Genomic DNA, 12,541 nt, shown 5'->3' on the forward strand with positions numbered 1-12,541 from the left:
ATGACAGAGGGCATGAACGTCGCCAGCCAGCGGCTGACCGTTTTGCAGGGCCAGTACAAGGTCAGCGCCGGGCCGCGCGTGGAGCTGTCTACCGTGCTCGGCAGTTGCGTGGCCACCTGCCTCTATGATCCCGAGGTGGAGCTGGGCGGGATGAACCATTTCCTGCTGCCCGAACCGCCCGCCAGCCACAATCGCGGCGAGGTGGACGTGCATTACGGCGTCTACCTGATGGAGATGCTGATCAACGAGATGCTGAACTACGGCGCTCGCAAGGACCGGCTGCGGGCCCATCTTTATGGCGGGGCCAACATCCGCGCCGGGATGCAGCAGATCGGCACCGCCAACGCCGATTTCGCGCGCAACTTCCTGCTGCGCGAACGCATTGACCTGGTGCGCGAGGATCTTGGCGGCACTAACGCCCGCCGCGTCGATTTTCGCCCGTCTTCCGGAATGGTCCGATGCCGGACCGTCGCCAGCTCGGACGCGCCCGAGCCCAAACCCCAACCCGTATTCCGTCCCGTGCCGCGGGGCGAAGTCGACCTGTTCTGAACCAGCGAGGCAGCCGATGAGCAGCACTACCCGTATCCTGACCGTGGATGACAGCGCATCGATGCGCGCGCTGCTCAACCACGCCCTGAGCACTAATGGCTTCGAAGTGGCGCAAGCCGATGACGGCGTGTCCGCGCTCGAATGGCTGGCGGTCAACGAGGTCGATGTCGTCATCACCGATATCAACATGCCCCGGCTCGACGGCTTCGGCCTGATCGAGCAGGTGCGCGGCGGCACCCGCCATCGTGATCGGCCGATCCTGGTGCTGACCACGGAAAGCTCGGACGAGAAGAAAGCGCGCGCCCGCGCCGCCGGGGCTACCGGCTGGATCGTCAAGCCGTTCGATACCGAAAAGCTGGTCGCGGCCGTGCGCCGCGTCTCGCACTGAGCCGGAGGCAGGAACATGCATCGCGAACTCATCACTTTCGAAATCGCCAGCCAGATCTTCGCCCTCGATATCATGGCGATCCGCGAAATCCGCGCGTGGACCCCGGTCACGCCGATGCCGCGCGTGCCGCATTACGTGGCCGGCGTGGTCAACCTGCGCGGCTCGGTGCTGCCGGTGATCGATCTCGCCGCGCGGCTGGGCTGGGCGGCGACTGAAGCGACACCGCGCCATGCGATCATCGTGTGCCAGGTCAACGGCCAGTCGCAAGGGCTCATCGTCGATTCGGTCAGCGATATCGTCGCGCTCAACACGGAACATCTCCAGGCACCGCCTACTGCCGGGCAGGATGAAGTGATCCCGTTCCTCGAAGGACTGGTGGCGATCGACGAGCGGATGGTCATGGTTCTCGACCTGCATGCGCTCAGCGCTTCCGGGGAACATGCTTTCGCGGCCTGAAGACCATGATGCACCAGCCCAAATTCGTCGCCATGGCCGAAGTGCTCGGCGAACTCGGGGCCGAGATCGAGGCGCTTGGCGAAGTGCTGTGCCGCGATCACGGTTTTGCGGGCCTTCATGTGCGTGAATTGCAGGCGATCGATCTGATCGCGCAGAAGCAGCGTGCGCTGGCGGCGATCCTGTCGGCCGGGTTCTCGGAAAGCGAGATGCGCCGCATCAGCATCGACGCGCTGCGCCGCCGGTTCTGCGGTTTTATGGACGATAGCGTGACGACGTGCGAAGTGCCGATCGAACCGCTCCGCCCGCCAGGCGCGCCGGACGCGGATATGTGGGATTGAACGCCGGGGCAAAACTCCTAAACCCGGTCAATGCCTGCTGACGCCCGCCTGCACTACCCCGCCACCGCCCGCAATCGCGATGCGATCCTTGCTGTCCTGCGCGATGAATTGTCGGATGTCGGCACGGTGCTGGAGATCGCATCGGGCAGCGGCGAACACGCGCTCGCCTTTGCGGCGGCAATGCCGCACCTGATCTGGCAGCCGAGCGATCCCGAAGCCGCCGCCCGTGCATCGATCAGCGGCTGGATCGCGGCGGAGGGCACGGCGAACCTCCTTCCGCCGCTCGCGCTCGATGCCACTGACCCGGATGCATGGCCTCAGATACGCGTGGATGCCGTTCTGTGCATCAACATGATCCACATCAGCCCGTGGCAGGCGACGCTGGGCCTGATGGCCGGGGCGGCGCGTCTGCTCGCCCCCGGCGCGCCGCTGATCACCTATGGCCCCTATCGGCGCGAGGGGATCGATCTGGAACCGTCCAATGCCGCCTTCGACGCCGATCTGCGCCGCCGCGATGCCCGCTGGGGGCTGCGGACGGTGGAGGAGGTGGCGCAGGCTGCGCTCGATCAGGGGCTGGCGCTGTCGCGAACGGTGGCGATGCCCGCCAACAACCTCAGCCTGGTGTTCCGGCGGCGCTGAAGGTCGGCCTGCCGCCAAAGCTTGAGCGGATCAGCGCGGGCAGGGCTACCGCTTGCCCGCCGCCGCGCAGCAACAGCATCACGCCATAGGCGGCCCACAGCCCGGCGTTGCCGAACGGCTCCACAAGCCACAGCATCGCGAGATAGGCCAGCAGCGCCAGCATCATCGTAAGCAGCATGGCACGGGTCCAGCCTGCCCCGACGAACACGCCGTCGAATACATAGGACACGACGCCGACCACCGTCAGCACTGCCACCCACCCGACATAGCGCATGCATTGCGCCACTACGGCGGGGTCCGTGCTGAAGAGCGCCGCCAGCCACCCGCCCGCCAGCGCATAGATCGCAGCCAGCGCCAGCGCGACGATCGCGGCGCGCAGCATCGTCGCGCGCAGGACGGCCAGGAAGCGGTCGCGCGACCGTGCGCCCAGCGCTTCGCCACAGAGGACCTGGGCAGCGCTTTCGAACCCGTCGAGGATCAGCGTCGACAGCATCAGGAGCTGGAACAGGATGCCGTTCGCCGCCAGCGTCGTCGCCCCCTGCTGCGCGCCGACCCGCGCGAACAGCAGCAGGCCCAGCGTCATCAGCACGGTGCGCAGGAACAGATCACGATTGAGCGAGAACAATCGCAGCAAGGCCCGGCGGTGCCAGGTGGCGCGCCGGGCCGCCAGTCCCAGCGCGGCACGCCCTTCGGGACGGCACAGCACGATCCCGGCCAGCGCGGCGAACTTAAGCAGTTCGGAACACAGCGTCGCCATCGCCACCCCGGCGACGCCGAAGTGCAGGCCGATCACGAACAGCAGGTCGAGCGCAATGTGCAGCACGTTCGCGCTTACTTCCACCACCAGCACCGCGCGCACCCGGCGCTGCCCGATCAGCCACCCGGTCAGCGCGCAATTGACCAGCCAGGCGGGGGCGGCCCAGTAGCGAATTTCGATGTATTGCTGCGCATGGTCATGCACCGCTCCGCCGGCGGCGAGCAGGCCCAGGCCGAACGGGATGGACAACGGCATCGCCAGCACGAGCAGCGCCCCGATGCCCAGCGCCACCACGAAGGCCCGCGCCAGCGTTGCCGCCTGCATCTCCCGGTCACCGCCGCCCACCGCTTGCGCGGTGAGCGCGACGGTGCTGGTGCGCAGGAAATTGAACACGCCGAGCAGCCCGAACATGTACTTCGCGCCCAGTTCCACCCCGCCTTGCGCGGCGGCATCGCCGAGCCGTCCGATCGTCCACATGTCGGCCAGCCCGAACAGCGCCGTGGCGAGGTTGGTGAGCATGGCCGGTACGGCGATCGTCCACACCATGGCGGCGGCATGGGCGCGAAGCGGCGGGGCTGGGTGGGAAGGCATCGGCCCGATGCCATCGCTTTAACCGGGCCGAGCTGCAAGCTTGTTCGCACTGTGGCAGGCTGAGAAGTCCGTTCGCCGCTATCGGCACCGAATCAGTGAGCGCTGCCTCCGGCGCGATTCGCGGTACTTTCGCACTTGCGGCATGGTGTTTTTGAAATTGCTGCATCGCGCAAGCGCAGGTGAGCAACAGGGCCGGCCGTTGGTGCGGCGATCGTGGGCGGCCATATCCTGTATAGCCGATTAACGAGCGAGCTTCACGGTTTTCTACAAGAGAGATGTTTTTGCCAAACGGCGCTTGCATCCCGCCCGTTCATGCTGCAAGTGCGAATGATGCGCTGGAAAACGGGTTTTACGCGACCCTGAATCGGCGCGCCGGAGGCATCAGATGCCCCCGGCGCGCTCTCTCCCAACCTCCATTCAGCCTGTCGGCCGATTGGCGCGTATACTGCATGAGAAATTTGCTGCTGCAAGCCCGAAATGCGCGAAATTTCAATCCGCTTCGGGGTGTTGCAGTCTTGCCGATTGTGTTGGCGGTGAGGGTCCGATTTCTGTCACTTCGCTTGGCGCGACCGGCGGGTCGAAACGCTCTCAGCCGTTCGCCAGTGGCTCCACCATCTGCAGCATGCGTTCGATATCGGCGGGATGGGCAAGCCCGGTGCCGGCGCGCAGCACGGCGGCTGAGCCGGCGGCCATGCCGATGCGGAAGGCTTCCAGTTCGCCTTTCCCGGATGAAAGCGCATGAACCATCGCGGCGACGAAACTGTCACCCGCGCCCACGGCGCTGGCCGCTTCGATCCGCAGTGCCGGCAGGAAGGCGTGGCCGCTGGCGCGGGCCAGCACCGCACCTTCGTGGCCCATCGTCACGGCGACCAACCGCGCCTTGCCGGCCCGCACAATCGCCACCGCCGCTTCGCCGATATCGTCCACCGATTGCACCGCGCGCCCTACCAATGTGCGCAGTTCGCCCAGGCTGGGTTTGATCAGCAGCAGCCCCCCGGCTTCGACCCCGGCTTTGAGCGCCGCGCCCGAACTGTCCAGTACCACGTCGATCCCGCGATCCGCCATCAGCCGGGCAACCCGCACATAGAAATCGTCTGGAACGCCCGGCGGCAGCGATCCCGAAAGCACCATTGTGGCGCAGTCCGCTTCGGCCAGCACGTCCAGGCAGTGCCGCCACTCGGTTTCGCTGATACGCGGTCCGCCGGGCGTGAACCGGTATTCCTTGCCCGTCGCATGTTCCAGCACGGCCGAGGCGATGCGGGTGGGCCCGGCGATCGGGATGCGCACGCTGTCAAGCGCCTGCTCCGCGATCAGGCCGTCCAGCGCCGGACCGGTCGGCCCGCCCGAAAGGTAATAGCAACGCGCCTGGCCGCCGAGCCGGGTGAACACCCGCGCTACGTTGATGCCGCCGCCGCCGGGGGCATACCATTCGTTATCGGTCCGGATCTTGTGCGTATGGCGCATCTGCGCAACGTCGTAGGACACGTCGATTGTGGGGTTCATCGTCAGCGTGGCGATGGATTTCACGAAGGGACTCCTGTTGCCATGCCGGGAACGATTCGACGCTCCCGCATTGCAACACCGAAAATCCGGCGCGGGCAACCCGCCTCGCCGATGGGCCGGTGCTTCAGGCCGCGTCGCGGCGTTCCATCGGGTATCCGTTCGCTACCAGCGCCGCTTCCGCGCTTGGCTGCGGGCGGCCGTAGAGGTAGCCCTGGCCTTGGGTGCAGCCTTCCTCGCGCAAGTAGTCGCGTTCGAGTTCGCGTTCAACGCCTTCTGCCGCCACGGTCAGGCCAAGGCTGCGCCCGAGGCCGATGACCGCCCGGATCACCGCGCGTGACGTCGTGTCCTCATGCAGGTTGAGGATGAACGACTTGTCGATCTTGATCTTGGTGAACGGGTAATTGAGCAGGTAGCTGAGCGAAGAATAGCCGGTGCCGAAATCGTCGAGCGAGATGCCGATCCCGAAGGCGCGCAAGTTGCGCAGGATCGCGGCAGGGCGCGGGCCCTTTTCCATCAGTACCGCTTCGGTCACTTCCAGTTCGAGCCGCCCGGCGGGCAGGCCCGAGGAGGACAGGGCATTGATGACCGTGCTCAGGAGATTGCCGTTACGGAACTGCAGCGGTGAGACGTTGACCGAAACCTTGACGTGATCGGGCCAGGTCATGGCTTCCTGACAGGCATGGGTCAGCACGAAGCGGCCGATCTGGTCGATCAGCCCCAGTTCCTCGGCAAGCGGGATGAACACTTCGGGCGAAATCGTGCCGCGCTCCGGGTGATGCCAGCGCAGCAAGGCCTCGAAGCATTCGATGCGTTCGCTTTCGAGATTGACCAGCGGCTGGTAATAGATTTCGAGCGCGCCGGATCGCACCGCCTGGCGCAGGTCCTTCTCAAGCCGGTTCTTCTCCTGCGCGGCCGCGTCCATGCTGGCCGCGAAGCTCTTGCAGGTGCCGCGCTTTTCCGTCTTTGCGGCATAGAGCGCCAGATCGGCATAACGCAGCAGCGTCTCCGGGTCGCTGCTGTCATAGGGTGCGGTGGCGAAGCCGATGGTGGCGCCGATGTGAATGACGTTGCCCAGCAGATGGAACGGTTCTGTCAGCGTGGTGATGATCGATTTCGCTACCAACTCGGTCTGGGTCCGGCTGGAACGGCGGAAGATGATGGCGAACTCGTCGCCGCCGATGCGGCACAGCAGGGCTTGCGGAGGCAGCAGTTCGCGCATGCGCTGTGCCGCTTCGGTCAGCAGGGCATCGCCATAGTGATGCCCGAACGTATCGTTGACCGCCTTGAAGTGATCGAGATCGATCAGCGCGATCGTCACCGCCTCGTGCGGGGCGGCGGTCTGCACCACGTCGTGCAGGTGTTCGCGGCAGTGTGCGCGGTTGGCCAGGTCGGTCAGCTCGTCATGACGGGCCATATAGGCCATGCGCTCTTCAATCCGGCGGCGCTCGGTGATGTCGAACAGCGAGACGATCGTCGCCTCGAACCCGGCGAGTTGCGACAGGCGGGTGGAAATGACGGCCTCGACGGCCACGCCGCCTTTGGCGCGCATTTCCCAGTGACGGCCGGTTTCAGAACTGTCGGTCCCCAGGACTTCGCTGGCCTGGGCCCACAGATGCTCGGGGAACAGCGTTCTGGCGGGCATGTCCTGCAATTCGTCCGCCTCGTAACCGAGGTAGATGCATGCCGCTTCGTTCGCGGATCGCACCAGTCCGCTGCGCGTGTCGTACACCAGCATCGGCTGCGGGCTGCGCTCGAACAGCAGGCGGAAAGCCTCTTCCTTCTGGCGAAGCTCGGTGATGTCCACGCGAAGACCGATGGTGCCGCCGTCGGCGGTCTTGCGCTCCTCGATCATGATGCACTGCCCGTTGGACAGGCGCTGTTCGTGCCGGCACCCGGGCTGTTCGAGTAGCGACAGGCGATGCGCCAGCCATTCCTCCTCACAGCCGATCGCTTCGGGGTAGTCGCCGCGCTCGATGCCGATCTTGAGCGTATCGGCAAGGCGCGCGCCCTTGACCAGCAGATCAGCGGACTTTGAATAGATCTCGGAGTATTTCTGGTTCCACAGGATGTACCGGCCTTCCGCATCAAGGAAGACGATGCCCTCCGGCAGCACCTCGATCGCTTCACGCAGCCGGCTTTCCGCCCGGGAAGCCGCCTCGAGCGCCTGCTCCAGTGCCCGTACCGTCTCGTCCTGATCAGGACTTCCGCTATCGCTTGCCAAGTGTCCCTGTTCCACCACCATGCCCCGCTGTTGGGCTGAAGGTAAGGGCAAGCAGTTAACAATTGATGGTTGCTGCGCTTGCGAAGAAAGGATGTCGCAAAATGCGCACTTTCGCACGTTTACGCCGGAAATTCGTGCGTTGGAGGCGTTGCGCCGAATGCTGCTTGGCGGCAGGGCGGGCCTGCCGAAGTAGTAACCCCGAGCTTCGTCGCAACCTTCTTTTTTCGAGCGCCTTAAGCTTTTGCTCGACTTCGAGGTCGTTGGCCAGGATCGGATCGACAGGCTTTTGCCCCGCGCCGCATAACCGCGACATGCGGGACCAATTCCCGACAGAATTGACCCGCCGCACCACGGGGTGCGACGGGTCAAGCTTTCCTCCCCAGGAAAGTCTTGGGAAGCCCCGGCGCTGCCGGAGCCTCGAACGGTGCGCATCAGCGGCGGATGGCGCTGCCGAGGCGGTGATAGAGGTGCGAATACTTCGACGAGATCGGATCGTCCTCGTGCGCTTTGAGGTAGAACAGAACCGCCTCCCGCAGCAGCTTGAAGTCTTCGTTGGACAGTACCGCGCGGGCGCGGGCCGGTTCGGGCGTGGGCGTATCGTTCATGTCACGTCTCCTTCCTTGCTCGCTGGGTGGTATACCGTGAGCGGGTTACTGAACCGGCCGAAACCCGAAAGGCTCCGCGTTTCGGCCGGGGGTTTTGTATTGAACGCGCGCCTCAGGCGGCGGCAAACTGGTTCATCGTGTTATGGGCACCGCCGGCCTTGAGGGCGGCTTCACCGGCGAAGTATTCCTTATGGTCGTCGCCGATATCGGAGCCGGCCATGTTCTGGTGCTTCACGCAAGCGATGCCCTGACGGATTTCCTCGCGCTGGACCTGCTTGACGTAGCCGAGCATGCCTTCTTCGCCGAAGTAGCGCTTGGCGAGATTGTCGGTCGACAGCGCCGCCGTGTGGTAGGTCGGCAGGGTGATGAGGTGGTGGAAGATCCCCGCCTCACGCGCCGCGTCGGCCTGGAAGGTGCGGATGCGCTCGTCAGCTTCGTTGCCCAGATCGGTGCCGTCATAGTCGATGCTCATCAGGCGGGCGCGGTCATAAGCCGAAACGTCCTTGCCCTCTGCGGCCCACTTGTCGAACACCTGCTGGCGGAAGTTCAGCGTCCAGTTGAAGCTGGGCGAGTTGTTGTAGACCAGCTTGGCATTGGGGATGACTTCGCGGATGCGGCTGACCATGCCGCCGATTTGCGCGACGTGGGGCTTCTCGGTCTCGATCCACAGCAGGTCGGCACCCGAATTGAGCGCGTTGATGCAGTCGAGAACGCAGCGGTCCTCCCCGGTTCCCGAACGGAACTGGTAAAGGTTCGAGGGCAGGCGCTTGGGGCGCAGCAGCTTGCCGTCGCGGCTGATGAGAACGTCGCCATGACCCAGGGTCGCGGCATCGACTTCGTCGCAATCGAGGAAGCTGTTGTACTGGTCGGCGATGTCGCCGGCTTCGCGAACGAAGGCGATCTGCTTGGTCAGGCCGGCACCGAGCGAGTCGGTGCGGGCAACGATCAGGCCATCGTCAACGCCCAGTTCCATGAACGCATAACGGATGGCGCGGATCTTCGCGACGAAGTCCTCGTGCGGAACGGTAACCTTGCCGTCCTGGTGGCCGCACTGCTTCTCGTCCGAAACCTGGTTCTCGATCTGCAGGCAGCAGGCGCCGGCTTCGATGAACTTCTTGGCGAGCAGGTAGGTCGCTTCGGCGTTGCCGAAACCGGCGTCGATATCGGCGATGATCGGAACTACGTGGGTTTCATAGTTGTCGATCGCATGCTCGATGCGCTTGGCTTCGACGGCGTCACCGCCTTCGCGGGCCTTGTCGAGATCGCGGAACATGCCGCCCAGTTCACGGGCGTCAGCCTGCTTGAGGAATGTGTAGAGTTCCTCGACCAGCGCGGGAACCGAGGTCTTCTCATGCATCGACTGGTCAGGCAGCGGGCCGAAATCCGAACGCAGCGCGGCAACCATCCAGCCCGAGAGGTACAGGTAGCGGCGCTTGGTGGTGCCGAAGTGCTTCTTGATGGAGATCAGCTTCTGCTGCCCGATGAAGCCGTGCCAGCAGCCGAGCGACTGCGTGTAGTTGGCGGGATCGGCATCGTAAGCGGCCATGTCTTCGCGCATGATCTTGGCGGTGTAGCGCGCGATGTCGAGACCAGTGCGGAAGCGGTTCTGCAGGCGCATGCGCGCGACGTTTTCGGGTTCGATGCCGTTCCAGTGCGATTCGAAGGTCTGGCCGGCTTCGGCGATGGTCTGCTGGTAAGTCACGATGCTCAATCCCTTGGTGCAATGCGTGTGGGGTGCGATTGCGTTGTTGCGATGAGCGGCTGCTAAGCGAAAAAATGTTGCGCGGGAATTCGACTTGAGGTCGCGTTGTCAAACTTTACAGATATTCCTTGTAAAGTTGTCATGTTGTGACATGAGAGGCCTGTTATGGCACAGAACCGCCCGCTCTATCTTGGTCCCCGATTGCGCCGGCTCCGCCGCGAACTGGGCCTGACCCAGCAGGCAATGGCAGCCGATCTCGAAATTTCGCCCAGCTATATCGCGCTGCTGGAGCGCAATCAGCGGCCGGTCACGGCGGACATGCTGCTGCGCCTCGCCACCTCCTACCGCCTCGATATCGGCGATCTCGCGCTCGATACCGGGGAAGACTATGCTCGCCGGGTCAGTGATGTGCTGCGCGATCCGATCTTTGCCGATATCGACCTGCCGGCGCTGGAAGTGGCTGATCTGGCCATGAGCTTTCCCGGCGTCTCCGAAGCGCTGCTGCGGCTCTACACTGCCTATACCCGCGAACAGCAGGCGCTGGCCGAGCGTGAGGAAACCGGCAGCACCGGCGAAGTCGATCCCACCGTCGAAGCGCAGCGCTATATGGCCGCTGCCTCCATGCACTTTCCCGAGCTGGAGGCGCGGGCCGAGGAGCTCGCGGCAGAGATCGATACCGCCGGCGGGGCGGAGAAGTGGCTGGCCGCCAAGGGTGTGCGGGTGCGCTTCCTGCCGCCGGACGTGCTGGTCAATTCGCTGCGCCGGTTCGATCGCCACAACCAGCAACTGCTGCTGGACGAGACGCTCGACGGTCCCGCCCGCGCTTTCCAGCTCGCGACTCACATCGCCTACACCGCGATGCGGCTCGATCTGGCGCGGCTGCTGCGCGATCATCGGTTCACCAGCCCGACCGCGCAGGTGCTGGCCCGTCGGGCGCTTGCCGGATATGCGGCGACGGCGCTGCTGATGCCATACAGCCGCTTCGTGCGCGCCGTGGATGCGCGCGGATACGATATCGAGGCGATAGCCCGCCATTTCGGCTCCACGTTCGAACAGGTCGCCCATCGCCTGGTGATGTGCAATCGTCCGGCGGATGACCGGGTGCCGTTCTTCCTCATCCGCATGGACGAGGCCGGGAACGTCTCGAAGCGGCTCGACGCAACGGGCGTGCCGTTCGCCATGCTCGGCGGGCCATGTCCCTTGTGGCAGGTCCACACCGTATTCCGGCGGCCGGGCGAGATCGCGACCCAGTGGCTGGAACTGCCCGACGGCCAGCGCTTCTTTTCGATCGCCCGCACCGTCACCGCCTATGATGGCCGCTTCGGCCGTGCTCCGCTGGTGCGCGCCATCGCTCTGGTCTGCGCGGCGCAGGATGCCCCGCGCACGGTCTACGCGGCCGGGCTGACCCCGGACAAGGCACCGGTGACCCCGATCGGACTGAGCTGCCGGCTGTGTCACCGCGCCGAATGCCGCGCCCGCGCGGTCCCGCCGATCGGTCGCGAAATCCTCGCAGACGATACCAACCGCCCGACGCAGCCGTTCAGTTTCTCGGAGAGCTGACCGGCACGCGGGTTGCGCCGAGGCTGCCGCAGATGAAGTGTGCGAAGATGACCGAGCCGATCCAGGACTTTACTGCCCGCACCCTGCGTCGGCCCCGCTGGAAGGTCGTCGTGCTGGTCCTGCTGTTCCATGTTATCGTCATTCTGGGCCTGATCCGCGCCTTCACCCCGCACCTGATGACCCAGGCGATGCAGAGCGTGACCGATGCGATCATGGTGACGGTCACCACGCCGCCGCCGTCGCCTCCCCCTTCGTCAACCGCAACCGCGTCGCAGGATGCGGGCGCGGCCGCCCCGCCCGGACGCAAGGCCGATCCCCGCGCGGTGACTGCGCCCCGGCCGAAAGTTGCCGTTACTCGCAAGGCTGCTGCTCCGGTCAGCGGCACCGGCAGTGAAAACGCCGCCGGGGCTGCCGACAAGGGGGGGGGCACCGGGCGACAGGGGGCCGGGATAGGCACCGGGGCAGGGGGCGAGGGCAGCGGTACCGGCGGTGGCGCTATCAACCCGCCGGTCAAGATCAGTGGTGATATCAATTCGGCGCGCGATTACCCGCGCGAGACCCGTGACTTGCGCATCGGCGACCGGGTGGTCGTGGCGCTGACGGTCGGCATCGATGGCCGTGTCACCGCTTGCCGCGTGATCAAGCCAAGCCGCGATGCGCAGGCCGATCGCATTACCTGCCGGCTCGCCACCGAGCGGTTCCGGTTTCGCCCGGCTACCGATGGCGGCGGCCGACCGGTCGAAAGCACTTTTGGCTGGCAACAAAAATGGTTCTTCAACGCTTCTTCGGCATTGCAGCATTATCGAGCTATTTTTTCTTAGTTCTCCGTCCCAATTGCGACATAAGCCGAGTCATGGTCATGATAGTCCCTGTAATTCTCTGCGGCGGCAGCGGAACGCGCCTTTGGCCGCGAAGCAGAAGCGCCAAGCCCAAGCCGTTTCTTCCCCTCGTCGGCGATTGCACCTTGTTCGAGGCTTCGCTTCGGCGTTGCCCGTCCGATCTGGGGTTTGCCGCGCCGGTCGTGGTGACAGGCCAAGTGCACCTTGAACACGTTGAAGCCCAGCTTCGCGGGATCGATGGCGCGCAGGTGCTGGTGGAGCCGGTGGGGCGCAATACCGCTGCGGCGATCGCGATGGCGGCGTGCCGGCTGCCCGACGATGCGGTGATGCTGGTATGCCCCAGCGATCACCACATCGGCAACGCGCAGGCGTTTGCCGAAGCGGCACTGGCGG

Annotated in this window: 13 protein-coding genes; 8 read left to right on the top strand and 5 right to left on the bottom strand. The window is 65.1% G+C overall.

Annotation, left to right across the window (positions count from 1 at the left end):
• Genes IE122_RS13260 through IE122_RS13280 form a run of 5 tightly spaced genes read left to right on the top strand, consistent with a single transcriptional unit; the run spans position 1 to position 2,370 of the window.
• Positions 1-549 (top strand): chemotaxis protein CheD, encoded by a 549-nt coding sequence (locus tag IE122_RS13260; RefSeq protein WP_189621651.1) that lies wholly within the window; start codon positions 1-3, stop codon positions 547-549.
• Between the two features lie 16 nt (positions 550-565).
• Positions 566-937, top strand: a complete 372-nt coding sequence (locus tag IE122_RS13265) for a response regulator (RefSeq protein ID WP_189621652.1) — start codon at positions 566-568, stop codon at positions 935-937.
• A 15-nt stretch (positions 938-952) separates the two neighbouring features.
• Positions 953-1,393, top strand: a complete 441-nt coding sequence (locus IE122_RS13270; protein ID WP_189621653.1) for a chemotaxis protein CheW — start codon at positions 953-955, stop codon at positions 1,391-1,393.
• Positions 1,394-1,401: 8 nt separating this feature from the next.
• Entirely contained in the window at positions 1,402-1,731 is a 330-nt protein-coding gene (locus IE122_RS13275; RefSeq protein ID WP_229814140.1) for a hypothetical protein, read from the top strand.
• A gap of 30 nt (positions 1,732-1,761) precedes the next feature.
• Positions 1,762-2,370 (top strand): DUF938 domain-containing protein, encoded by a 609-nt coding sequence (locus tag IE122_RS13280; RefSeq protein ID WP_189621654.1) that lies wholly within the window; start codon positions 1,762-1,764, stop codon positions 2,368-2,370.
• Here IE122_RS13280 and IE122_RS13285 read toward each other — a convergent pair.
• The 5 genes from IE122_RS13285 to IE122_RS13305 form a co-directional block, all read right to left on the bottom strand.
• A complete protein-coding gene (locus tag IE122_RS13285; protein WP_229814142.1) occupies positions 2,345-3,718 on the bottom strand; it encodes an MATE family efflux transporter in 1,374 nt (457 codons plus the stop codon). The two genes, IE122_RS13280 and IE122_RS13285, sit on opposite strands and share 26 nt — an antisense overlap.
• A gap of 588 nt (positions 3,719-4,306) precedes the next feature.
• A complete protein-coding gene (locus IE122_RS13290) occupies positions 4,307-5,245 on the bottom strand; it encodes a 1-phosphofructokinase family hexose kinase (RefSeq protein ID WP_189621655.1) in 939 nt (312 codons plus the stop codon).
• Between the two features lie 100 nt (positions 5,246-5,345).
• On the bottom strand, positions 5,346-7,457 hold the full coding sequence (locus IE122_RS13295; RefSeq protein ID WP_229814144.1) for a putative bifunctional diguanylate cyclase/phosphodiesterase: 2,112 nt from the start codon (positions 7,455-7,457) through the stop codon (positions 5,346-5,348).
• Between the two features lie 416 nt (positions 7,458-7,873).
• Complete coding sequence (locus IE122_RS13300) at positions 7,874-8,047, bottom strand: hypothetical protein (RefSeq protein ID WP_189621657.1); 174 nt, start codon at positions 8,045-8,047, stop codon at positions 7,874-7,876.
• 112 nt (positions 8,048-8,159) lie between these two features.
• Entirely contained in the window at positions 8,160-9,749 is a 1,590-nt protein-coding gene (locus IE122_RS13305; RefSeq protein WP_189621658.1) for an isocitrate lyase, read from the bottom strand.
• A 165-nt stretch (positions 9,750-9,914) separates the two neighbouring features.
• On the opposite strand from IE122_RS13305, the gene IE122_RS13310 reads away from it, so the two are divergent.
• The 3 genes from IE122_RS13310 to IE122_RS13320 all read left to right on the top strand — a co-directional run.
• A complete protein-coding gene (locus tag IE122_RS13310) occupies positions 9,915-11,309 on the top strand; it encodes a helix-turn-helix domain-containing protein (protein ID WP_189621659.1) in 1,395 nt (464 codons plus the stop codon).
• 47 nt (positions 11,310-11,356) lie between these two features.
• Complete coding sequence (locus IE122_RS13315; protein ID WP_189621660.1) at positions 11,357-12,130, top strand: TonB family protein; 774 nt, start codon at positions 11,357-11,359, stop codon at positions 12,128-12,130.
• 32 nt (positions 12,131-12,162) lie between these two features.
• On the top strand, positions 12,163-12,541 hold a 379-nt coding region (locus tag IE122_RS13320), incomplete at its 3' end, for a sugar phosphate nucleotidyltransferase (RefSeq protein WP_189621661.1).

This window comes from Novosphingobium colocasiae (assembly GCF_014652555.1).
Taxonomy (GTDB): Bacteria; Pseudomonadota; Alphaproteobacteria; order Sphingomonadales; family Sphingomonadaceae; genus Novosphingobium; species Novosphingobium colocasiae.